Origin of the sequence: Bacteroides sp. ET71, from assembly GCF_023336905.1 — a bacterium.
Classification (GTDB): domain Bacteria; phylum Bacteroidota; class Bacteroidia; order Bacteroidales; family Bacteroidaceae; genus Bacteroides.
In genome coordinates this window covers 210,213-234,720 of record NZ_JAMBLS010000003.1, presented here as the reverse complement: position 1 = coordinate 234,720, position 24,508 = coordinate 210,213, and the positions used below count along the sequence as shown (strand labels likewise).

The following is a 24,508-nucleotide window of genomic DNA, read 5'->3' as shown; positions in this document are numbered from 1 at the left end:
CCCCATACATATATATAAATAGGTATTAAAGAAGGTAGAAACATTATGTTACTGAAACAGACAAAGATCGTAGCCACCATTTCCGACAAGCGTTGCGAAGTGGACTTCATACGACAACTATTCGAAGCAGGCATGAACGTCGTCCGGCTGAACACCGCTCACCTGGACGCCGAAGGCCTGGATAAAATCATTGCCAACGTGCGCACCGTCTCCAACCGCATCGCCATCCTGATGGACACCAAAGGACCCGAAGTGCGCACCACCGTGCTTGACGAACCCATCGACTTCCACACGGGCGACAGCGTCCGTGTGGTAGGCGACCCCGGACGGAAAACCACCCGCCAGTGCATCGCCGTCAGCTACCCCGGATTCGTGCACGACGTCTGCCCGGGAGGGCACATCCTCATCGACGACGGCGACCTCGAGCTGCTCGTGGTCGGCAAGGAAGAAGACGCGCTCCTCTGCGAAGTCCAGAACGAGGCCACCCTCGGGAGCCGCAAGAGCGTCAACGTCCCCGGCGTGCGCATCAACCTCCCCTCGCTGACCGAACGCGACCGCCGCAACATCGACTACGCCATCGACCGCGACATCGACTTCATTGCCCACTCCTTCGTGCGCAACAAGCAAGACGTCCTCGACATCCGCGAACTGCTCGACGCCCGCGGCAGCGACATACGCATCATCGCCAAGATTGAGAACCAGGAGGGAGTCGATAACATCGACGAGATACTCCAGGTGGCCGACGGCGTCATGATTGCCCGTGGCGACCTGGGCATCGAAGTGCCGCAGGAGCGCATCCCCGGCATACAGCGCATCCTCATCCGCAAGTGCATCCTCGCGAAGAAACCCGTCATCGTCGCCACACAGATGCTGCACACGATGATTAGCAACCCGCGCCCCACCCGCGCCGAAGTGACCGACATCGCCAACGCCATCTACTACCGCACCGACGCCCTGATGCTCAGCGGCGAGACAGCCTACGGCAAATACCCCCTCGAGGCCGTCAAGACCATGACCAAGGTAGCTGCCCAGGCCGAGCAAGACAAGTTGCCGGACAACGACATCAGGATACCTCTGGACGAAAACAGCAACGACGTCACCGCTTTCCTGGCCAAGCAAGCCGTCAAAGCCACCACGAAGCTGAAAATACGGGCCATCATCACCGACAGTTACAGCGGGCGGACGGCGCGCAACCTCGCCGCCTTCCGCGGCCGTTACCCCGTCTTGGCCATCTGCTACAAGGAGAAGACCATGCGCCACCTCGCCCTGTCCTACGGCGTCGAGGCCATCTACATGCCCGAGCTGGCCAACGGACAGCAGTATTACTTCGCCGCCCTGCGCCGCCTGGTGAACGACGGCAAGCTCCAGCCTACGGACATGGTGGGCTACCTGAGCAGCGGAAAGGCCGGCACGCAGACATCCTTCCTCGAAATCAACGTGGTGGAAGATGTGCTGAAGTACGCCGACGACTTCGTGCTGCCCAACAGCAACCGATACCTCTGAGAAATGGAGAATTGAGAATTAAGAATTAAAAAATAGAACGAAGAGAAAACCAACACTTTCTCAGTACCTTGCTTTTAATTCCTAATTCTCAATTTTCCATTTTCTAATTCTCAATTTTCCATTTTTAATTCTTAATTCCTTCTTCCCGTGTCCCTCGACGAATACATCCTTTCGCACATAGACGCAGAGAGCGACTACCTGCACGCCCTCTACCGCGACACCCACCTGCGCCTGCTCTATCCGCGCATGGCTTCCGGCCACCTGCAAGGCCGGCTGTTGAAGATGTTGGTGCAGATGATTCGTCCACGCCTGGTGCTCGAGCTTGGCACTTATAGCGGCTATTCTGCCCTGTGCCTGGCCGAAGGACTGCCGGCGGACGGCAAGCTTTATACCTTCGAAGTGAACGACGAGCAAGAAGACTTCACGCGCCCCTGGCTGGAGAACTCGCCCTGGGCTTCGCGCATTGACTTCCGCATCGGCGATGCCCTGACGGAAGTGCCCCGCCTGGGGTTGACTTTCGACTTGGCTTATATCGATGCGGACAAACGGCGGTATGTGGAATATTACGAGATGGTGATGCAGCACCTGGCTCCCGGTGGCTACATCATTGCCGACAACACTCTGTGGGACGGCCATGTGTTGGAGGAGCATCCCCGCCCTTCAGACCTACAGACGCTCGGCATCCAGCGGTTCAACGACCGGGTGGCGCAGGACGAGCGTGTGGAAAAGGTCATACTGCCCCTGCGCGACGGACTGACGCTGATTCGGAAGAAAGAGGCTCAGAGCAACCGTCTGCCCAAGTAGCGCACGGCATACCACACGGCCAATCCTCCTACGCACAACACGGTACAGAACACTGCTACGACGTCGCCCGCCTGCACGCTGACGGGGAAGGCGTCGGTGACGAATTGCCCCGTCTGTCCCAGGGTGACGAGGCCGAACGTCTGCTGGAGGTGGCACAGCAGCAGCCCGAGGCCCACGCCGGCCACCGCGCCACACAGCACAATCAGTCCCCCCTCGCACAAGAAGATGTTCCGTACCAGCCGCCTGTCGGCTCCCAGGTTGCGCAGCGTCTGCACGTCGTCGCGCTTTTCGAGCATGAGCATGGACAGTGAACCGACCAGGTTGAAACAGGCCAGGATGAGGATGAAGGTTAGGAAGAGGTAGGAGATGAGCTTTTCGCTCTCCATGATGCGGAACACGTCGGCCTGCTGCTCGTAGCGGTCTTGCACGAGGAACCGCGGTCCGGCCAGTCGGGCGATGCGTTGTTTGGCTCGGCCGGTGTCGGTGCCCGGCGCGAGGCGCAGCTCGATGGCCGACACGTCGCGCGGCTGTCCGAACAGGTGGCGGGCAAAGTCCAGCGAGGCCAGCAGGTAGTGTGAGTCATACTTGTCTTGGTTGACGATAAAGGTGAGGCCGCTGGCGTGCAAGTATCCCTTGTTCAGTCCTGCCGAGGGGTTGGCAACGTTGATGCGTATGCCGGGGCGGGGCGCATAGACTTGCAGCGGGTCGACGAAAGCCAGGCCGCAGCCCAGTTGGCTGAGGAGGTCGACGCCCGGCACGGTGTAGAAGACCACGGAGTCTTGCAGCACGAAGGTGCCTGTGCCGAACAGCAGGGTGTCGATGGCGGCCAGCCGGCGGAACTCGTTGTCCACGCCTTTGACGGTGGCCACGGTCTGCCGCCCTTTGTAGCGCACCAGGGCGCTTTCTTCCAGTGTCTCGCTCCAGACGGCCACTTCCGGCAGGCGGCGTACGGCTGCCAGGCACGAGTCGGCCGGGTCGAACGTCTTGCCCTGCCTGACGGTGATTTTCAGCTCGGGGTCGAAGGCGGTGAAGAATCCGCCAACCATCTCGCGGAAGCCGTTGAATACGGACAAGGTGCACACCAAAGCCACCGTGGCCAACGTCACTCCACAGGCAGATAGGGCGGATATGACGTTGACGGCGCGGTGTTTTTTCGGTGCGAAGAGATACCGGCGGGCGATGTAGAGCGAGAGTTTCACTTCTTCAGCAGCTCGTCGATGTGCTCTGCGTAGTCCAGCGAGTCGTCGATGAAGAACTTCAGCTCTGGGATGATGCGCAACTGGTGGCGGACACGTGTGCCCAGCTCGTAGCGCACGGACTTGGCGTTGGCGTTAATGTTCTTCAAGATTTCTTCGGCGCGTTCCGGCGGGAAGATGCTGAGGTAGCCGCGTGCCACGCTCAGGTCGGGGCTGATGCGCACGACGCTGACCGACACCAGCACGCCGTGGGTGGCCTGTGTCTGCCGCTGGAAGATGTCGCTCAGCTCTTTCTGCAGCAGGCGCGCTATTTTGTTCTGTCTGGTTGTTTCCATAAGCCGTTGTTTTATGTTGGTTGGGCAAAGGTACGAAAAATCTGCGTAAGCCGTCTCATTTTGTCGGGGTGAATATGCGTGTGCCGGTCGTTTCGCGTGTGCCGCATCCCGCTGTTGTCGCGGGCTGGCGGGCGTTTGCCCGGCTTCCGATGCACTGTCTGGCGCTTTTTGCGCCCTATTCTGTCTTATTCGTCGATAAAATTCAGAAAATAGTCGATAGTTATTTGGAGAAAAGAAAACTATTACATACCTTTGTCTCGGATTTGAGAATCCAACAAAGAACTCTCTCTAAATAGCGTTTTTTCATGTATTATTGACTTGTGTACCGTCTTTGCCCGTGAGGGTAGAGACGGTTTTTCTTTTTGCCCCCTTTCCGGCCGCCTGTCGGCACCTTGGGGAGAGGCGTTTCGCCGTTGCGGACACGGGCCGCGCTTCGTGCGCGTGCTGGCCGCCGCTGTCGCGGGCAACGGGCGGGGCTGTCTGCCCGGAGGCTGTTCCGGCCTTTTCTGTCGCCGGGCCGCGGGGCAGGAGAATGAAGATTGTTTGAAAAAATATCCGCGATAATGTTTTTTTTTGACAAAAAATCCTTTACTTTGCAGGAGAATGTCTTATGCGGAAGACTTCGCGTCCTGACGGTTAAAACGGAAGGACGGCCGGAAACGAAGCAATGGGAAATTTTCTTACGTGTGAAGAAATTTCGTGAAAGATGAGAAGAAAGTCATTCCTGATAAGGCAGACCGGGAAACCTTGTTTCAATCTTTATCTTGTAACGTAATAAATACCTGAAAAATGAAAAAACAAATCTGTTGGGCAGCCTTCGCGGCTACAGCCTTATGCGCCTGCGGCCCCGGCACACCGCAACTGGGCCAGGCTCCGGTGGAAGACGTGGTGGATGCCATGAGTCTGGAAGAAAAAGTCCATCTGGTCATCGGCACCGGCATGGCCGAAGCCTCGGGCGAGCAACCCGTCATCGGCCGCACGGACAAGTCGCTGCCCGGAGCCGCCGGCACTTCCTATCCCATCAAACGTCTGGGCATCCCCGCCGTGGTCTTTGCCGACGGCCCTGCCGGCCTGCGCATTGACTCGACACGCCCGGACGACACCGCCACCTACTATTGCACGCACTTCCCCATCGCCACCCTGCTGGCATCGACCTGGAACCAGGACTTGGTGGAGAACGTGGGGCAGGCCATCGGCCAGGAACTGTTGGAATACGGGGCAGACGTCCTCCTGGCGCCGGGCATGAACATACAGCGCAACCCGCTGTGCGGGCGCAACTTCGAGTACTTCTCCGAAGACCCCGTGCTCAGCGGCCGGACGGCTGCCGCCTACGTGCGCGGCGTGCAGAAGAACGGCGTGGGCACCAGCATCAAACATTTCGCCGTGAACAACCAGGAGACCAACCGTGGCACCGTAGACGCGCACGTCTCGCAGCGTGCCCTGCGTGAGATTTACCTGCGGGGATTCGAGATTGCCGTCAAAGAGGGGCGTCCCTGGACAGTGATGTCTTCCTACAATTACCTGAACGGATTGTACACGTCCGAGAACCCCGAGCTGCTCACGACACTGTTGCGCGACGAATGGGGCTTCGAAGGCATGGTCGTTACGGACTGGTTCGGCGGTAAGGATGCGGTGGCACAGATGAAAGCCGGAAACGACATGATTCAGCCCGGCCTGGACAAGCAATACGAGGCCCTGTTGGCAGCCGTGAAAGGGGGGAAGCTGGACGAAAAGGTGCTGGATGCGAACGTGCGCCGCATCCTGGAGATGATTCTCCGCACACCCCGCTTCAAGGGCTATCCATTCAGCAACAAGCCCGACCTGAAGGCACATGCCGCCGTCACCCGGCAGTCGGCCGCCGAGGGCATGGTGCTGCTGGAGAACCGCGAACACACGCTGCCGCTCGACTCCGCCGTCAGCCGCATCGCCCTCTTCGGCTGCACGTCCTACGACTTCATAGCCGGCGGGACAGGCTCGGGCAACGTGAACCGCGCCTACACCGTCTCTTTGCTGGACGGCCTGGAGGGAGCCGGCTATACCCCCGACGAGAGTCTGAAGCGAGCTTACGAGGCACACCTGGCTGTCGAGAAAGAGCGCATCTCCAAGCTGGAACACGCCCCCCTCATGCCCGAAGAGCGTCCCGTCGAAATGCCGCTGACTGCCGACCGCATCCGCGACCTGGCCTCGGCGAACGACCTGGCACTGATTACCCTGGGGCGGACCTCGGGCGAGTTCCTCGACCGCTGGCTGTCCGACTTCCACCTGAGTAAAGACGAAAAACAACTGCTGGAAGACGTCACCTCCGCCTTCCACGCCGCGGGCAAGCGCGTGGTGGTGGTGCTCAACATCGGCGGCGTCATCGAGACAGCCTCGTGGAAGCATCTGCCCGACGCCATCCTCTGTGTCTGGCAGCCCGGGCAAGAAGGAGGCAACAGCGTGGCCGACGTGCTGGACGGGAAAGTGTCGCCCAGCGGCCGTCTGCCCATGACCTTCCCCGTGCGCTTCGAAGACGTATCCTCGTCGGCCAACTTCCCCGTCAACCAGACCGCCCAAGTAGACCTGGTGAACAAGCAGGAGAAGAAAGCCGCCGTCCGAAACGTAGATTACGTGGACTATGAAGAAGACATCTATGTGGGCTACCGCTACTTCGACAGCTTCGGCATGCCTGTGTCCTATCCCTTCGGTTATGGCTTGAGCTACACCACCTTCGACTTTGCCAATCCCGTTGTCGAAGCTTCCGCAGGCGCTTATACCGTGCGGGTCGACGTGACCAACACCGGCACCGTGCCCGCCAAGGAAGTGGTCCAACTCTACGTTTCTGCCCCCGATGCCGCTGCCCGCAACAAACCCGACAAAGAACTGAAAGCCTTCGCCAAAACCGGCCTGTTGCAGCCGGGCGAGACGCAAAACATAGCCATGACCGTCCGTACGGCCGACCTGGCTTCGTTCGACGAGGCATCGTCGTCGTGGCTCGTAGACGGGGGGACGTATTCCCTGCTGGTTGCCACCTCGTCACGCGACATCAAGGCCACTCTGACGGCCGACGTCCCTGCCTCGTCCGAAAAGGTGAACGATATCTTGCGCCCCAACAAGACATTGTGGCTGCTGCGGAGGTAACCGCCCGGCCCGCAAGAAGTGGAAACACGGTGCGCACGAAGGCCCTTGCTTGAAGAATACATACTGTTAGTATATTAATGAGAAACGAAATGAAAAAGCTTTTAATGACTGGTTTAGCGGCAGGTGCCATCCTGGCCGCTACCGCGCAGACCGTGGCTCCGGCCATTCCGCGCGATGAGAAAATCGAACAGAAAGTCGAGACGTTGCTGAAGAAGATGACGCTCGACGAGAAAATCGGCCAGATGTGCGAACTGACCATCGACGTGCTGAAAGACTGGAAAGCCGACCCCGCCTTGGGCTGGCAGATGGACGAGGCCAAACTGGACACCGTCATCCGCATCTACAAGGTCGGTTCCATCCTGAACGTGCCCGACGGCCTGGCCGTAACCCCGCAGAAGTGGCACGAGATAATCAAGCGCATCCAAGAGGTGTCGATGGACGAGCTGGGCATACCAAACATCTACGGCGTTGACCAGATACACGGCACTACCTATACCCTGGGCGGGACGCTCTTCCCGCAGGGCATCAACATGGGCGCCGCCTTCAACCGCGAGCTGACCCGCCGGGGCGCCGCCATCTCCGCTTACGAGACCCGCGCCGGCAGCATCCCCTGGACCTACGCCCCGGTGGTCGACCTGGGCCGCGACCCGCGTTGGCCCCGCATGTGGGAGAACTACGGTGAAGACGCCTACCTGAACGCCGAGATGGGCCGCGAAGCCGTGCTGGGCTTCCAGGGCGACGACCCCAACCACGTCGGCCCGTACCACGTGGCTGCCTGTATGAAGCACTTCATGGGCTACGGCGTCCCCGTCTCCGGCAAAGACCGCACGCCATCTTCCATCACCGAACAAGACATGCGCGAGAAGCACTTCGCCCCCTACGTCGAGATGGCACGCGCCGGAGCCTTGTCCCTGATGGTCAATTCGGCCATGAACAACGGGCTGCCCTTCCATGCCAACTACGAGCTGCTGACCGGCTGGCTGAAGGAAGGCCTGAACTGGGACGGCATGATTGTCACCGACTGGGCCGACATCGTCAACCTTTATAGCCGCGACCACATCGCCGCCTCGAAGAAGGAAGCCATCAAGCTGGCCATCAACGCCGGCATCGACATGAGCATGGACCCCTATAACTGGGATTTCTGCCCGCTGCTGAAGGAGCTGGTCGAAGAAGGCGAAGTGCCCATGAGCCGCATCGACGACGCCGTGCGCCGCATCCTTCGGCTGAAGTATCGCCTCGGCCTGTTCGAACAGCCTTGGACTGACTTCAAGGACTACCCCAAATTCGGGTCGAAGGAATTTGCCGACGCAGCCCTGCAAGCTGCCGAAGAGTCTATCGTCCTGCTGAAGAACGACAACAGCCTGCTGCCCCTGGCACCCGGCAAGAAACTCTTGGTAACCGGCCCCAACGCCAACTCGATGCGCACGCTCAACGGCGGTTGGTCCTACTCCTGGCAAGGAGACAAGGCAGACCAGTGTGCCGGCCAGTATAACACCATCCTCGAAGCACTGACCGCCAAGTACGGCGCCGCCAACGTCACCTACGAACCGGGCGTCACCTACAAGGAAGGCGGACTGTGGTGGGAAGAAAATGCCCCCGAAATCGACAAGGCTGTGAACGCTGCCCGGGGCGCAGACGTGATTGTGGCCTGCATCGGAGAGAACTCGTACTGCGAAACGCCGGGCAACCTGACCGACCTCTTCCTGTCGGACAACCAGATAAACCTGGTGAAAGCGCTGGCCAAGACGGGCAAGCCCATCATCCTGGTGCTGAACGAAGGGCGTCCGCGCATCCTGGCCGAGATTGAACCGCTGGCCAAGGCCGTTGTCCACACCCTGCTGCCGGGCAATTACGGCGGCGACGCGCTGGCCCGTCTGATGAGTGGCGAGGCCAACTTCAGCGGAAAGATGCCCTATACCTATCCCAAGGAAATCAATTCGCTCGTTACTTATGACTACAAGCCCTGCGAACACATCGGCAAGCCCATGGAGGGCGCATATAACTACGACGCCCAGGTGGCTGTGCAGTGGGCCTTTGGCTACGGCCTGTCCTATACCTCTTATAAATACAGCAACCTGCGCGTGGACAAATCCCGCTTTACGGCCGACGACGTGCTGACCTTCACCGTCGACGTCACCAACACGGGCCGTGTGGCCGGCAAGGAAAGCGTGCTGCTGTTCAGCAGTGACCTGGTAGCCTCGCTCACCCCGGACAACCGCCGTCTGCGTGCCTTCGAGAAAGTAGAGCTGCAACCCGGCGAGACCAAGACTGTCACCCTGAAGGTGAAAGCCTCCGACCTGGCCTTCGTGGGCTACGACGGGCATTGGGTGCTCGAGCAAGGGGACTTCCGCATCCAGGCCGGCGACCAGACACTGAACATCGCCTGCACCGCCACCAAGCGTTGGGAGACTGCCAACCGATAGACCGGCGAGGCGAAATGACTCTGGCAAAGGAAAGGAGCGCGATTTGCGCTCCTTTTTTTCTTCCGTCCGCTAAAAATACGTATCTTTGGCCGCAGAAACACAGTTGCATGTTGCCATGAAGAAAACCCTGTTCTGCCTTTGCTCCCTCCTGCTATGCGCTGCGGCTCTCAGTGCCGGAACCTTGAAGATGGATTCCCTGCTCGAGAGGCTCGACGACGTTATCCGCGAACGAGCCCGGTACATAGACCAAAAAGAAGACCGCTTGCACAAGCTGAAGCAGGGCTTTTATGCCGGCATGCCGGGCGAAGAACGCTTCGAACGCTTGGATGCCTTGCTGGAAGAATACCGCTCGTACAATGCCGATTCGTCTCTGGCCGTCACGCAAGAGCGCCTTCGCCTGGCCGAACACCTCGGCAACCGCGACTACCTGAACAACGCCCGCATGAACCTGGCCGAGCTGATGGGCATCGCAGGCATGTATAAAGAAGCCTTGGAACAGATGGAGGCCGTTGCCTACGACTCCCTGCCCGAACATTTGCGCGGCTATTACTTCCACAACTTGCGGACCTTGTACAGTTGGATGGCCGACTACGTTGTCCTGCCGGAATTGCGCGACCGCTACCGTGCCCTGCGCGAGACGTACAACGACTCGCTGCTGCACTACCGCCTGGCCGATGGCGATACCCTGTCCTACGCGCTGAACCGCAGCCAGCAGTGCAACGCTAACAACCGTCCTGACGAGGCCATCGGCCTCATGACACGCTACCTCACCCGTGGAAACACGCACTACCGCGCCATCGCTGCCTATACCCTGGCCGAATCCTACCATCTGAAAGGCGATACGGAACATGAGAAATACTTCCTGGCTGTGGCCGCCATTGCCGACCTCCAGGCGCCCGTGCTGGAATACGCGGCCCTGCCTGCCCTGGCCGTACTGCTCTTTCACGAGGGAGACGTGGAACGCGCTTACGTCTACCTGAAACGCTGCATGGAAGACGCAGTGGCCTGCAACGCCCGTCTCCGCATACTCGAGATTCTGAAGATATTCCCCGTCGTCAACGACGTGTACCAGCTACAAATCAAAAAGCGGCAAAGACAGATGGCTTGGGCATTGGCCCTCATCTCCCTGCTGTCACTCTTCCTCGTCGTCTCCGTCGTCTATGTGCGCCGCCAGATGAAGCGCGTCGTACAGGCCCGGCGCGAGGTGATGGAAGCCAACGCCCGGCTGAAGGAACTGAACGACGAGCTGCACCACTCTAATGAACAACTGAAAGAGGCCAATCGGAGCATCGCCGAAAACTCTTACCTGAAGGAAGAATACATCGGCAGGTACATGGACCAGTGCTCTGCCTATATAGAGAAACTCGATGCCTATCGTCGCGAACTGGGCAAGCTGGCCGCCGCAGGCAAAGTGCAGGAACTGTACAAGAACCTGAAGTCTTCGCGCCTGGTCGAGCAAGAACTGGAAGACTTCTACGCACACTTCGACGACACCTTCCTGCAGTTGTTCCCCACTTTTGTGGAAGACTTCAACTCGCTTCTCCTTCCCGATGAACACATCTTGCCTAAGCCGGGTGAGCGCCTGAATACCGAACTACGCATTTATGCACTCGTCCGTCTGGGCATCACCGACAGCGTGAAGATTGCCCGCTTCCTCCGCTATTCAGTCACTACCATATACAATTACCGTGTCCGCGTACGGAACAAGGCCGCCGGCAACCGCGAGGAGCTGGAAGGTCTCGTTGCCCGCATAGGGCGGTTGAATATGTAGTTCCAAGCTGTCTTTTCTTACTACTTTATTGGGCTCTGTTTCGATTCTTATTTTGCTGTAAAGCAGTGTATTATCATCTCATACGCACTACTTTTTTACTATGCGTTCCCATGGCTTCTTGTTTTTCCTAATATTTTTGCTGTACGCTTTCTCAATCAAGAGAGGAAGCCAAGAACCATTTGTTTAATCATATAGTTTAATGTCATGCAAAAAGACAAGAATCCATTCCGATTCCGGCTGTTCGCATTGTTGGCCGGGATTCTGTGCGCAACTCATCTTTTCGCGCAGCAACACATTACAGTGCAAGGTATAATAAAGGATGAAGCGGGCGAGACTGTCATTGGCGCCAGCGTAGTAGAAAAAGGCACTACCAACGGAGTCATCTCCGGTCTGGACGGCGATTTCACGCTGAAAGTATTTCCGCAGGCCACCTTAGTCTTCTCGTTCGTGGGTTACAAGACATTGGAAGTGCCTGTTGACGGACGGACAACCCTGCAAGTAGTCATGGGCGAGGACACCGAGATGCTGGACGAAGTTGTGGTCGTGGGCTACGGCACGATGAAGAAAAGCGACTTGACCGGCGCCGTCTCTTCTTTGGGCAACAAGGAATTACGGAATACGCCCGTCTCCAACCTCGGTCAAGCTATCCAGGGTAAGATTTCGGGCGTTCAGGTGGTCGATGCCGGACGGCCCGGCGATAACGTCTCCATCAAGATTCGTGGCCTGGGTTCCATCAACAACTGCGACCCGTTGGTCGTGATAGACGGCGTGCCGACCGACCTCGGACTGGCTTCGTTGAACATGTCCGACGTGGAACGGCTGGATGTCCTCAAGGATGCGTCGGCCACTGCCATTTATGGTTCGCGGGGTGCCAACGGCGTGGTGATGATTACTACCAAGCGCGGCAGCGAAGGCAAAGGCAGGCTCTCCGTGTCGGCCAATTACTCTTTCCAGAACGCCACCAGCGTGCCCGAACTGCTCAACGCCTCGCAGTATGCCGAGCTGAACAACGACATGATGACCAACAGCGGCCGCAATCCCAATCCTGAATGGGCTGATCCATCGACCTTGGGAGCCGGTACGGACTGGCTGGATCTGCTGTTGCAGACTGGTCACATGCAGAACTACACCGTCAGCTATTCCGGTGGAAACGAGTCGTCGCACTACTACGTCTCCGGTGGCTTCTTGGACCAGGAAGGCATCGTCAAGAGCGTGGGCTACCGCCGCTTTACTTTCCAGAGCAATAGCGACGCGCAAGTCTTCAAGTGGCTCAAGTTTTCGAACAACATCACTTTCAGTGCCGACGTGAAAGATTCCGGCACCTTCAGCATCGGCGATGCCTTGAAGGCTCTGCCCGTGTTGCCCGTCAAGAATGAAGACGGTTCGTGGGCCGGTCCCGAGGGCAACTCCGACTGGTATGGCAGTACGCGCAACCCCATCGGCCCTACCGAAGTGAACAGCAGCGAGACCAAGGGCTACAACCTCCTGGCCAACCTGACCGCCGAACTGACCTTTACCAAGTGGCTGAAGTTCAAAAGCACTTTCGGCTACGACGCCAAGTTCTGGTTCATCGACAACTGGACGCCAGCCTATGACTGGGCACCCACTCCGACCGAGGAAAGCTCTCGCTACAAGAGCGACAACAAGTCTTTTACGTATCTCTGGGATAACTACTTCCTGTTCGACCATACCTTTGCAGAGAAACACCATGTGGGATTGATGGCCGGTATGTCCGCACAATGGAACGAGACAGATTACTTGAACGCGCAGAAAAATGTCTTTATGTTCGACAACGTGCACGAGATGGACAACGGTGAGAAAATGTACGCGATAGGCGGCAATGAGACAGCGTGGGCGCTGTTGTCGTACATGGCACGTCTGAATTATTCGTACGAAGACCGCTACTTGTTGACTGCCACTGTGCGTCGCGACGGTTCCAGCCGTTTCGGCAAGAAGAACCGCTGGGGCACGTTCCCCTCGGTGTCGGCCGCCTGGAGGGTGTCCGAGGAAAAGTGGTTCCCAAGAAACAAGTACCTGACTGACTTCAAGCTGCGTGTGGGCTACGGTGTCACCGGCAGCCAGGCCGGGGTAAGCAATTACGGCTACCTGGCTACGTACAACACCAGTGTTTATCCGCTGGGAACGGCCGGCAATAACCAGACGGCGCTCGTGTCGCTGACGCTGGCCAATCCTTACCTGCATTGGGAAGAGGTGGCCCAGACGAACATCGGTTTCGATGCCTCGTTGTTCGACTCGCGTCTGATGTTTTCGTTCGACGCTTATATTAAGGAGACGCGCGACATGTTGGTGAAAGCCTCCATTCCCATTACTTCCGGCTTCGAGGACACCAGTACGACGTATACCAACGCTGGCCGCGTGAGCAACAAGGGTGTGGAGATGAGCTTGCACTCTGTCAACCTGAAAGGTGAAGTGGGGTGGGAGACAACCGTGACGGCTACGTATAATAAGAATAAGATTAAAGACCTGAACAGCGACGTGCCGTACTATATCAACCAGATTAACAACTCATACGTGACGATGCTGGACAAGGGCTATCCTATCAACGTGTTCTATGGCTACGTGACCGACGGCCTGTTCCAGACGCCCGAAGAGGTGAGCCTGCATGCCGTGCAGCCCGGTGCCGAGGCGGGCGATATCCGCTTTAAGGATTTGAACAACGATGGTGTCATCAACGACGATGACCGCACGGTCATCGGCAATCCGAACCCTTCGTGGCTTTTCTCCATGAACAATACGCTGACGTATAAAGGTTTCGAGCTGTCCATCTACCTGCAAGGCGTGGCCGGCAACAAAATCTACAATGCCAACAACATCGACATCACCGGCATGGCGGCGGCCTACAACCAGACGACGGACGTGCTGGGCCGCTGGCGTGGCGAGGGGACGAGCAACTCCATGCCCCGTGCCGTCTACGGCGACCCTAACCAGAACTGCCGCGTGTCCGACCGTTTCGTCGAGAACGGCTCGTACTTGCGCCTGAAGAACATCACGTTGTCTTACAACTTCCCCAAGCGTTGGTTGCAGAAGCTGATGATAGAAAACGCCCGCCTGTCCGTGTCGTGCGAGAACGTGGCCACCATCACCGGCTATTCGGGCTTTGACCCCGAGGTCGACATCAACGGCATCGACCAGTCGCGCTACCCCATTTCGCGCACTTTCAACGTGGGACTTAACTTCAATTTCTAACCCTTTTACCTTTTTATCATACGGATATGAACAAACTACATCATTTCATACTGGGACTGGCTGCCACGTGCATGCTGGCCTCGTGCAGCGACTTCCTGGACAAGTCGCCCCTCAATTCGGTAGACCCTGAAACGAACGTGACCGACGACGTGGCCGTGGCGCTGACCACTGCCTGCTACCGCACGCTCCAGTCTTCGAACATGTACAACCAGCGTCTTTGGACGTTGGACATCGTGGCCGGCAACAGCGAAGTGGGTGCCGGCGGGGGCACCGACGGCCTGGAGACCATACAGGCGGCCGACTTCATCACGCAGAGCGACAACGCCATGGCTCTGTACATGTGGCGTTCGCCTTGGGTGGGCATCGGACAGTGTAACATCGTGCTCAACAGCCTGCCGGGTGCGGCCGACGTCAGCGACGCCGTGCGCAACCGCTGCATGGGCGAGGCGTATTTCCTTCGTGCGCACTATTACTTCATCTTGGTGCGCCTGTACGGCGGCGTGCCCTTGCGCCTGACGCCCTACAATCCAGGAGAGTCGACGGCCATCGCCCGCAACACGAAGGAGGAGACCTACCAGCAAATCCTGTCCGACTGCCAGAACGCCATCGACCTGCTGCCCGCGAAGGCCGAGTATGATGCCGAGAACGTGGGCCGTGCTTGCCGTGAAGCTGCCATGGCGATGATGGCCGACATCAAGCTGACGCTGGCTCCGCAGCACAGCGAGTATTACCAAGACGTGGTCGACCTGTGCGACGACATCGCCGCCCTGGGCTACGACCTGACTGCCTGCAACTTTGCCGACAACTTCGACGCTACCCTCAACAACAGCTCCGAGTCGCTGTTCGAGGTGCAATATTCCGGCAGCACGGAGTATGACTTCTGGGGAAACAACCCGCAATCGTCGTGGCTTTCCACCTTCATGGGTCCGCGCAACTCAGACTTCGTGGCCGGCAGCTACGGCTGGAACCTGCCTACGCAGGAGTTTATGGACGAATGGGAGGAAGGCGACTTGCGAAAAGACCTGACCGTCTTCTACGAAGGTTGCCCCGACTTCGACGGCAAGCAGTATAAGGCTTCGTACAGCAACACGGGCTACAACGTCCGCAAGTTCCTGGTGACGAAGGCTGTCTCGCCGGAGTACAACACCAATCCGGCCAACTTCGTGGTCTACCGCTATGCCGACGTGCTGCTGATGAAGGCCGAAGCCCTGAACGAGATGGGGCAGACGGAGCAGGCCGAGACGCCGCTGAACATCGTGCGCCGCCGTGCCGGGCTGGGCGACGTGTCGGGACTGTCGCAAGACGCGATGCGCGAGCGCATCATACACGAGCGCCGCATGGAGCTGGCTTTCGAGGGACACCGCTGGTTCGACCTCATCCGCATCGGTGGGGACGGGCAGTATGCCATCGACTTCCTGCACTCCATCGGCAAGACCAACGTCACGCGCGACCGCCTGCTGTTCCCCATCCCGCAGACCGAAATGGACGCCAACCCGCTGATGACGCAGAACCCGGGATATTAATTTTAGTTGACCAGGGGACAAGGCTTCAGGCCACAAGGCGCGGACGTCTGGTAGCCTCGTTAACTTGTCAACCTGTCCTCAGACCGGACACCTGGTAGCCTCGTTAACTAGTCAACCTGTCCCCAGACCGGACACCTTGTAGCCTCGTTAACTTGTCAACTTGTCCTCAGACCGGACACCTGGTAGCCTCGTTAACTAGTCAACTTGTCCCCTAAACAAACCATTTATTTTTATTCACTTAACAAACAGTATAATCATGAAACAACATATCATACACTACGCCGCGTCGTTCCTTCTGGCGGCAGCCGCTCTGACGGCCTGCGTGGACGACGATTACCTGGAGACTGACAAAGGACACGACACGCTGGTCCTCAGTGCCAACCAGACGGAAGTGGTGCTGGACGAACAGTATCACGCCGACAATGCCCTGGAACTGACCTGGAGCACGGGTACCAACTACGGCACGGGCAACCGTATCACCTATACCGTCGAACTGGCTGAGGCCGGCACGGGCTTTGCCGCCCCCTATGCGGTGGTGGAAGACGCCGTGCAGCAATACACGTGGACGGCCACGGTGGAAGACCTGAACAACCTGTTGCGCGACCAATTCGGCGCGACGGGCGGACAGACCGTCAACCTCGAGGCACGCGTCACGGCACGTGTGGCCGGACTGGATGCCGGACAGGAGCAGGTGGCACAGACCGCCCTGAGCGTCACTGCCTACCAGCCTGTCACCACCGAGCTTTACCTGTTGGGCGATGCCACGCCCGGGGGATGGGACGCCAATGCCGTCACCGAGATGACCCGCTCCGACAACGGCATCTTCACCTGGAGCGGCACGCTGAAAGTCGGAGAGTTCAAGTTTGTCCTCTCGCCCGGCACCTTCTCGCCTTGCTATAACAACGGGCGCGAAGACGGCACGCTGTACTACACCGAAGACGGTACGCCGGACATCAACTTCACCGTCGACGAAGAACACTTCTACCAGGTAGACGTCAACCTCTTCACCTCGACCCTGAGCCTGCGCCAGACCGACGGCACGCAGCCTCCCTACGACCAAATCTACTTCATCGACGGCACGGACGGATACAGCTTTACCGCCATGACGCGCGACGCGCTCGACCCCTACCTCTTCCGCTACGGCCACTACTTTGCCGCTTCGGGCGACTTCAAGTTTGCCACGGCAGACGGCAGTTGGGAGAACAACTACAAGGCCACGCAGCCCAATGCCCCCATCACGGACACGACGGTGGAATTTGTCAGCGGTTTCGACCCCGACAACAAGTGGATGCTCCAGGCTTCGGAGGTGGGCAAGAACTATAAGATTTGCCTCGACATACGCCCCGGGCAAGAGCGCATGCTCATGAGCGAGTTCACGCCCTACCCGATGGTCTACATGATTGGCGACGCCACGTCGGCGGGCTGGACCCTGGCAGACGCCGTGCCCATGCAGGCCACGGACGACCCCTGCGTATTCACCTGGACGGGCAGCCTCAATGCCGGCGAACTGAAATTCAGTTGTGACCGTCAGGACGATTGGAACGGAGCCTGGTTCATGTCCGCCACCAACGGCGCCGCGCCCACCGGCACGACGGAACAGATGCTCTTCATCGACAAGTCGAGCGACGCCTGCAAGGACCAGTATCTCGACACGTCCATCAGCGGCATCGACAACAAGTGGAAGCTGGACGAGGCGGGCACCTATACCATCACCCTCAACCAGTTGGAAGAAACGGTGTCCATCGTGAAGCAATAAGCCCGGGCAGGCGGGCGGGATGGCTCGGCCCTTCCGGCCGGAGCCTTTTCCCCCGCCGCCCCTTCCGCACAAGAGCCGTGCTTCGTCCGCACTGCAAGCGCGCTTCCTTCGGACAAGAAGCACCCTCTGTCCGGAACCCCCTCTATCAATCAATTAAAAACAAATTCTGACATGAAGAAATTTTATCTCCCTCTGATGCTTCTGGCCGCCTCGCTCTGTGCCTGCGGCGACGACAGCCCTTCCGACAATCCCGGCGGAGGTGGCGAACCCGGCGGAGGCCCTTCGGGCGGCGTGACCGACGTGGTCAACGTCATCTCCGACCTCACCGTCGAACTCTCCACCGACAAAGCCTGCTACCTCCCCGGCGACGTCGTTTCCTTCACGGTCGACGGCACCCTGCCGGCCGATGCCCGCGTGCGCTACCGGCGCGGCACCGAGGTGGTGGAAGAGGGCAACCTGGGCGGCAACACCTGGACGTGGACACCGCCCTCGACCGACTTCACCGGCTACCTGGCCGACGTCTACCGCACCCGCGACGACGGCACGCAGGTCATTCTGGGCACCATCGGCGTGGACGTCTCCAGCGACTGGACCCGCTTCCCGCGCTACGGCTTTGTCGCCACGTTCGACGACTCCAAGCTTCAGCCCGGCGTCATCGACGAAGAGATGCAGTTCCTCAGCCGCTGCCACATCAACGGCGTGCAGTTTCAGGACTGGCACAACAAGCACCACTGGCCCCTGGGCGGCACCCGCGAAGCCCCGGCCGAGACGTACACCGACATCGCCAACCGCTCCGTCAGCGCCGAGGTCATACGCCGTTACATCGACACGCAGCATGCGCTGGGCATGAAGTCGATGTTCTACAACCTCTGCTTCGGCGCCCTGGACGATGCCGCCGCCGACGGGGTGAAGGAAGACTGGTATATCTTCAAGGGCGCGGGCCGCACGGATAAAGACGTGCACGACCTGCCCGACTCGTGGAAGAGCGACATCTTCCTGCTCGACCCCTCCAACTCCGAGTGGCAGGACTACATCGGGCAGCGCAACGACGACGTCTACGCCACGTTCGACTTCGATGGCTACCAGATAGACCAGCTCGGCGACCGGGGCACGCGCTACGACTACCAGAGCAACACGGTGAACCTGCCTCGGGGCTACGCCTCGTTCATCGAAGCCATGAAGACGCGCCACCCCGCCAAGCGCCTGGTGATGAACGCCGTCTCCGGCTACGGCGCCTCGCAGATTGCCTCCACCGGGCAGGTGGATTTCCTCTACAACGAGATGTGGGGGGGTGAAGGTGACTTCGAAGACCTGCGCACGGCCGTCATGGCCAACGACCAATACAGCAACCACACGCTCCAGACCGTCTTCGCAGCCTACATGAACTACAACGTGGCCGACCGCGAAGGCCTGTTCAACACCCCCGGCGTCTTGCTGGCCGACGCCGTGATGTTCGCCCTCGGTGCCTCTCACCTGGAGCTGGGCGACCACATGCTCTGCAAAGAATACTTCCCCAACAGCAACCTGCAGATGGACGATGCGCTGCGCACGTCCATTGTGCGTTACTACGACTTCCTCACCGCTTACCAGAACCTCTTGCGCGGTGCGGACACCGGGGCCGAGACCGACGTGTCGCTCACGGCGTCCACTGCCTCGTCCGCCTTCAGCGTCAACGCCTGGCCGCCTCGCCTGGGCGGACTGACCACGTATGCGAAGACCGTAGACGGGAAGACTGTCATCCATTTGCTCAACTTCCGCGATGCGGACAGCCTGAGCTGGCGCGACGCCGACGGCACCATGCCCGAACCGCGGCAACTCAATCTCTTGGGCATCAGCCTGGACTGCAACCGGGCCGTAAGCAAGGTCTGGGTGGCTTCGCCCGACCGCCACGCCGGAGCCCCCGAAGAGCTGGCCTTCACGCAGGCCGACGGTCGTGTGGACTTCACCCTGCCCGCCCTGAAATACTGGACGATGATTGTATTGGAATAAAACGTTACGATATTTAAACACAGCATTGACAATGAAACATACCGCTTATCTCTGTGCCCTGTTGCTGGCTTTCGTCAGCCTCACTCTCCGTGCCGCCGACCGGGTGGGCAACTGCCTGTCCTACCGGCAGGAGGGCCGTGCCGTCACCTTCTTGCTCAACGATTCGTCGGCCGTGCAACTGCGCTTGTGCAGTCCCTCGGTGGTGCGCGTGTGGTTTGCGCCCGACGGCCGTTTCCAGCGCAGCAACCCTTCGTTCGCAGTGGTCGAAGAAGACCTGGAGGACGTGGGCGACATCCGGGTGGACGAGCAGAACGCCTGCTACGAAATCTTCACTGCCAAGTTGCGCATCCGCGTGGGCAAAGCGCCCTTCCGCCTGCAAGTGTTCGACAAATACCAGAAACTCCTGTTCAGCGACCACGCCGACCGCGGACACCTGAGCGGCGGACAGCGCAAGACGGAGTACAAGACCCTGCGCCGCGACGAACACTTCTTCGGGCTGGGCGAGAAGACCGGCCCCCTGGACCGACGGGGCGAAGCCTATAAGATGTGGAACAGCGACCAACCGTGTTACAGCACCGTCGAGGACCCGCTTTATAAGTCCATTCCCTTCTTTCTGAGCAGCTACAGATACGGCATTTTCGTGGACAATACGTACAAGAGCGAGTTCAAGTTCGGTACCGAGAGCCGCGACTACTACTCTTTCGAGGTGCCCGGCGGGCAGATGGTCTATTACTTTATCTTTGGGCGGGACTACAAAGACATCATCCGGCAGTACGTCGCCCTGACCGGCAAGCCCATCATGCCCCCGCGCTGGGCGCTCGGCTTTGCCCAGTCGCGCGGATTGCTGACGAATGAGAAGTTGACCCGCGAAATAGCCCAGGGGTATCGCCAGCGGGGTATTCCCTGCGACATCATCTACCAGGACATCGGCTGGACGGAATACCTGCAAAACTTCGAGTGGCGTCCGGGCAATTACGACAACCCCCGGAAGATGCTGTCCGACCTGAAAGAAATGGGCTTCAAGGTCGTCGTGTCGCAAGACCCCGTGGTGGCGCAGGCCAACCGCGCCCAGTGGCAGGAGGCCGACAGCCTCGGTTACTTCGTGACGGACACTCTGACGGGCAAGACCTACGACATGCCCTGGCCCTGGGGCGGTAACTGCGGCGTGGTGGACTTTACCCGTCCCGGCGTGGCCGACTGGTGGGGAGAGCTGCAGCAGAAACCCTTGGACGACGGCGTCGCCGGCTTTTGGACAGACATGGGCGAGCCGGCCTGGAGCAACGAAGACCAGACGGAACGCCTCACGATGAAGCACTACCTGGGCATGCACGACGAGATGCACAACGTCTACGGCCTCACCTGGGACAAGGTGGTGAAGGAGCAGTTCGAGAAGCGTAACCCCGACCGGCGCATCTTCCAGATGACACGCGCCGCCTTCGCCGGCCTGCAACGCTACACCTTCGGTTGGACGGGAGACTGCGGCAATGCCGACGACGTGAACCAGGGATGGGGGCAGATGGCCAACCAGATACCGGTGCTGCTGTCGGCCGGACTGGGCATCATCCCCTTCACCACGTGCGACATCTCGGGCTATTGCGGAGACATCACCGACTATCCCGGCACGGCGGAACTCTACACGCGCTGGGTGCAACTGGGTGCTTTCACGCCGCTGAGCCGCATCCACCACGAGGGAAACGTGGCCGTCGAGCCGTGGCTGTTCGGCCCGGAGGCGGAACGCGATGCCACCGCTGCCATCCGGCTGAAGTATTCGCTCCTACCTTATATATATACCTACGCACGCCAGGCGCACGACACAGGCTTGCCCATCATGCGTCCTCTGTTTCTGGAGTATCCGCAAGACGCGGAGACGTTCCGCACCGATGCCCAGTTCATGTTCGGCGCCGAGCTGCTGGTGGCTCCCGTGGTCAAGAAAGGGGCACGCACGAAGAACGTTTACCTGCCCGAAGGCACGTGGATTGACTACAACGACAAAAGGACGGAGTATGCCGGCGAACAGTGGACGACGGTCGACGCACCGCTCAGCGTCATCCCCCTGTTCGTGCGCCGGGGCAGCATCATTCCCCGTATGCCCGTGCCCGACTATACCGACCAGCATCCGGCTTGTCCGCTGACGTTCGAGGTCTTTCCCGCCGCAGCCGGGGGCGAAGCGCGCTTCAGCCTTTATGAAGACGAAGGGACAGACCAGGGTTATCTGCGCGGCGAGTATGTCCGCACGCCGGTGTCGTGCCGTACGGAGTCCGAGGGCTACGTGATTGAGGTGGGACGTCGCGAAGGCGGCAGTTTCCGGGCACCCGGGCCGCGCAACTTCTTCTTCTCGGTCTACGTGGACAAGGAACAGGCACCCCGCCAGGTGTGGCTGGACGGCCGCAAGCTGAAGAAGGTGAAAGAGGCGAAGCTCGACGCAGGGGCTGACACAGACTTCCAGACTGCCGTCTGGTGTGTGACGGACGATGGTTGTCGCCTGCGCCTGCCCGACGACGGACAGCCGCACACGCTCGAACTGCGTTGAGCGGCTGGAAATGTGCTGTGCGTCAGTCCTGGGACTGCGGACGGGAAAACTTTTCTTTGTATGAAAATAGACTCTTTACTTTACATTAAAACATACTGCAATGAAACGAATGATTTTCTGTGCCCTGTGCCTGCTGATGGCGTGGACGGGGCGAGCCGAGGGAGTGACGTCTCCGTCGGGCACTGTGAAAGTAGACTTTACCCTGTCCGAAGGCGGGGTGCCCACCTATGCCGTGAGCTACAAGGAGCGTCCGGTCATTAAGCCCAGCCGCCTGGGAATCGAACTGGCCGGGCAGACAAGCCTGCTGGATGGCTTTGAAGTGGTGAAGACTTCCACTTCGACTTTTGACGAGACGTGGCAACCCGTCTGGGGAGAGGTGAAGGACATCCGCAACCATTACAACGAGCTGCTGGTCGAGCTGCGTCAACCTTCCACCGACCGCTACATGAACCTTCGCTTCCGCGTCTACGACGAAGGAATGGGGTTGCGCTACGAGTTCCCCCGGCAGAAGAACCTCGTGTACTTCGTCGTCAAGGAAGAAAGGACGCAGTTCGCCCTGACCGGCGACCACACCGCGTGGTGGATACCGGGCGACTACGACACGCAGGAATACGACTATACTGAGAGCCGCCTGTCGGAGATACGCGACTTGCTGCCGGGGGCGGTTTCTTACAATGCGTCGCAGACTGTCTTTTCCCCCACGGGCGTGCAGACGGCCCTTCAGATGAAGACCGACGACGGACTGTACATCAACCTGCACGAAGCGGCGCTGGTGGACTATGCGTGCATGCACCTTAACCTGGACGACAAGAACCTGGTGTTCGAATCCTGGCTGACGCCCGACGCCCAGGGCAACAAGGGCCATCTGCAAGCGCCCTGCCACTCGCCCTGGCGCACGGTGACGGTGAGCGATGACGCGCGGGACATCCTGGCATCGAAGCTCATCCTCAACCTGAACGAACCCTGCAAGATAGCAGACACCTCGTGGATAAAGCCCGTGAAGTACGTGGGCGTCTGGTGGGAAATGATTACGGGAAAGAGCTCGTGGTCGTACACCGACGACCTGCCCTCGGTGAAGCTGGACGACCTCGACTACGCGAAGACCACCCCCAACGGGCGGCACGGCGCCAACACGGAGAACGTGAAACGCTACATCGACTTTGCCGCGCAGCACGGTTTCGACCAGGTGCTGATTGAAGGCTGGAACGTGGGTTGGGAAGACTGGTTCGGCAACAGCAAGGACTACGTGTTCGACTTCGTCACTCCCTATCCCGACTTCGACCTGCCCGGCCTGAACGACTATGCCCACAGTAAGGGCGTGCGCCTGATGATGCACCACGAGACTTCCTCGTCCGTCGTCAATTACGAACGCCACCTCAAGGAAGCCTACGACCTGATGGACAAGTACGGCTATAACGCCGTGAAGAGCGGATACGTGGGCAACATCATTCCCCGCGGCGAGCACCATTACGGCCAGTTCATGGTCAAACACTATCTCTACGCCTTGCAGGAAGCGGCCAAACACCACATCATGGTCAACGCCCACGAGGCCGTGCGCCCCACCGGCCTGTGCCGTACCTGGCCCAACCTCATCGGGAACGAGTCGGCCCGTGGCACCGAATACGAAGCAACCGGCGGCAGTAAGCCGTTCCATACAACCATCCTGCCGTTCACTCGCCTGCAAGGCGGTCCGATGGACTACACGCCGGGCATCTTCGAGATGGACATGTCGAAGATTAATCCCTCCAACCACTCGCACGTCAACTCCACCCTGGCACGCCAACTGGCCTTGTACGTGACGATGTACAGCCCCCTCCAGATGGCGGCCGACCTGCCCGAGAACTACGAGCGCTTCATGGACGCTTTCCAGTTCATCAAAGACGTGGCCGTGGACTGGGACGACTCGCGTTACCTCGAGGCCGAGCCGGGACAGTACGTTACTGCCGCCCGCCGCGCGAAGGGCACGGGCAACTGGTTCGTGGGCTGTACCGCCGGCGAGCAGGGGCACGAGTCTGAGTTGACGCTCGACTTCCTCGAACCGGGCAAGCAATACGTCGCCACGGTCTATGCCGATGCGCCAGACGCTGACTATAAGACCAACACGCAGGCTTACATCATCCGCAAAGGGGTGGTCACCTCGAAGACTACCCTCAAACTGAAGGCAGCCCCGGGCGGCGGCTATGCCATCAGCCTCTTCGAAGCGGCAGACAAGGCCGACACGAAGGGCCTGAAACGCCTCTCCGGGCGCATCCGCTGAGCAAGTCGGGCGAGGGGCGTGTCCTGAAGGCACTTGCCCCTTGTCCGACAGAAGCGCGGCCCGTGTGCGCAACAGCCTCCCTTCTTGTCCGCACGAA

At 59.3% G+C, this 24,508-nt stretch carries 13 protein-coding genes; 11 read left to right on the top strand and 2 right to left on the bottom strand.

Annotated elements, in window-relative coordinates; all coding sequences use genetic code 11:
* Window positions 1-45: 45 nt before the first annotated feature.
* Together pyk and M3090_RS03470 are read left to right on the top strand one after the other, a co-directional pair.
* Complete coding sequence (gene pyk, locus M3090_RS03475; protein ID WP_249053999.1) at window positions 46-1,503, top strand: pyruvate kinase; 1,458 nt, start codon at window positions 46-48, stop codon at window positions 1,501-1,503.
* Between the two features lie 147 nt (window positions 1,504-1,650).
* On the top strand, window positions 1,651-2,307 hold the full coding sequence (locus M3090_RS03470; protein WP_249053998.1) for an O-methyltransferase: 657 nt from the start codon (window positions 1,651-1,653) through the stop codon (window positions 2,305-2,307).
* On the opposite strand, the gene M3090_RS03465 is transcribed toward M3090_RS03470, so the two are convergent.
* Window positions 2,283-3,506 carry an FtsX-like permease family protein gene (locus M3090_RS03465; RefSeq protein WP_249053997.1) on the bottom strand — a complete coding sequence of 408 codons (1,224 nt, stop codon included), beginning with the start codon at window positions 3,504-3,506 and terminating at the stop codon, window positions 2,283-2,285. The two genes, M3090_RS03470 and M3090_RS03465, sit on opposite strands and share 25 nt — an antisense overlap.
* Complete coding sequence (rbfA, locus tag M3090_RS03460) at window positions 3,503-3,838, bottom strand: 30S ribosome-binding factor RbfA (RefSeq protein ID WP_249053996.1); 336 nt, start codon at window positions 3,836-3,838, stop codon at window positions 3,503-3,505. The genes M3090_RS03465 and rbfA overlap by 4 nt, the downstream gene beginning before the upstream one ends.
* Window positions 3,839-4,627: 789 nt before the next feature.
* Here rbfA and M3090_RS03455 point away from each other — a divergent pair.
* From M3090_RS03455 to M3090_RS03415, 9 genes are all read left to right on the top strand, one after another.
* On the top strand, window positions 4,628-6,955 hold the full coding sequence (locus M3090_RS03455) for a beta-glucosidase family protein (protein WP_249053995.1): 2,328 nt from the start codon (window positions 4,628-4,630) through the stop codon (window positions 6,953-6,955).
* Between the two features lie 89 nt (window positions 6,956-7,044).
* Window positions 7,045-9,378 carry a glycoside hydrolase family 3 N-terminal domain-containing protein gene (locus M3090_RS03450; RefSeq protein ID WP_249053994.1) on the top strand — a complete coding sequence of 778 codons (2,334 nt, stop codon included), beginning with the start codon at window positions 7,045-7,047 and terminating at the stop codon, window positions 9,376-9,378.
* Window positions 9,379-9,493: 115 nt separating this feature from the next.
* A complete protein-coding gene (locus M3090_RS03445; protein WP_249053993.1) occupies window positions 9,494-11,149 on the top strand; it encodes a DUF6377 domain-containing protein in 1,656 nt (551 codons plus the stop codon).
* Window positions 11,150-11,353: 204 nt separating this feature from the next.
* Window positions 11,354-14,356, top strand: a complete 3,003-nt coding sequence (locus M3090_RS03440) for a SusC/RagA family TonB-linked outer membrane protein (RefSeq protein WP_249053992.1) — start codon at window positions 11,354-11,356, stop codon at window positions 14,354-14,356.
* A 26-nt stretch (window positions 14,357-14,382) separates the two neighbouring features.
* Window positions 14,383-15,879: a RagB/SusD family nutrient uptake outer membrane protein gene (locus M3090_RS03435; protein WP_249053991.1), complete on the top strand. Its 1,497-nt coding sequence runs from the start codon at window positions 14,383-14,385 to the stop codon at window positions 15,877-15,879.
* 256 nt (window positions 15,880-16,135) lie between these two features.
* On the top strand, window positions 16,136-17,635 hold the full coding sequence (locus tag M3090_RS03430; RefSeq protein ID WP_249053990.1) for a SusF/SusE family outer membrane protein: 1,500 nt from the start codon (window positions 16,136-16,138) through the stop codon (window positions 17,633-17,635).
* A 171-nt stretch (window positions 17,636-17,806) separates the two neighbouring features.
* Window positions 17,807-19,624, top strand: coding sequence for a glycoside hydrolase family 66 protein (locus tag M3090_RS03425; RefSeq protein WP_249053989.1), 1,818 nt, complete (start codon window positions 17,807-17,809; stop codon window positions 19,622-19,624).
* A 31-nt stretch (window positions 19,625-19,655) separates the two neighbouring features.
* Complete coding sequence (locus M3090_RS03420) at window positions 19,656-22,154, top strand: glycoside hydrolase family 31 protein (protein ID WP_249053988.1); 2,499 nt, start codon at window positions 19,656-19,658, stop codon at window positions 22,152-22,154.
* A gap of 100 nt (window positions 22,155-22,254) precedes the next feature.
* A complete protein-coding gene (locus M3090_RS03415) occupies window positions 22,255-24,411 on the top strand; it encodes a glycoside hydrolase family 97 protein (RefSeq protein WP_249053987.1) in 2,157 nt (718 codons plus the stop codon).
* Window positions 24,412-24,508 lie beyond the last annotated feature (97 nt).

Bases quoted from the DNA above. Each gene is read 5' to 3' on its own strand.
- pyk (WP_249053999.1), top strand. From the start codon at position 46: ATGTTACTGAAACAGACAAAGATCGTAGCCACCATTTCCGACAAGCGT.
- rbfA (WP_249053996.1), bottom strand. From the start codon at position 3,838: ATGGAAACAACCAGACAGAACAAAATAGCGCGCCTGCTGCAGAAAGAG.
- M3090_RS03455 (WP_249053995.1), top strand. From the start codon at position 4,628: ATGAAAAAACAAATCTGTTGGGCAGCCTTCGCGGCTACAGCCTTATGC.
- M3090_RS03450 (WP_249053994.1), top strand. From the start codon at position 7,045: ATGAAAAAGCTTTTAATGACTGGTTTAGCGGCAGGTGCCATCCTGGCC.
- M3090_RS03445 (WP_249053993.1), top strand. From the start codon at position 9,494: ATGAAGAAAACCCTGTTCTGCCTTTGCTCCCTCCTGCTATGCGCTGCG.
- M3090_RS03440 (WP_249053992.1), top strand. From the start codon at position 11,354: ATGCAAAAAGACAAGAATCCATTCCGATTCCGGCTGTTCGCATTGTTG.
- M3090_RS03435 (WP_249053991.1), top strand. From the start codon at position 14,383: ATGAACAAACTACATCATTTCATACTGGGACTGGCTGCCACGTGCATG.
- M3090_RS03430 (WP_249053990.1), top strand. From the start codon at position 16,136: ATGAAACAACATATCATACACTACGCCGCGTCGTTCCTTCTGGCGGCA.
- M3090_RS03425 (WP_249053989.1), top strand. From the start codon at position 17,807: ATGAAGAAATTTTATCTCCCTCTGATGCTTCTGGCCGCCTCGCTCTGT.
- M3090_RS03420 (WP_249053988.1), top strand. From the start codon at position 19,656: ATGAAACATACCGCTTATCTCTGTGCCCTGTTGCTGGCTTTCGTCAGC.
- M3090_RS03415 (WP_249053987.1), top strand. From the start codon at position 22,255: ATGAAACGAATGATTTTCTGTGCCCTGTGCCTGCTGATGGCGTGGACG.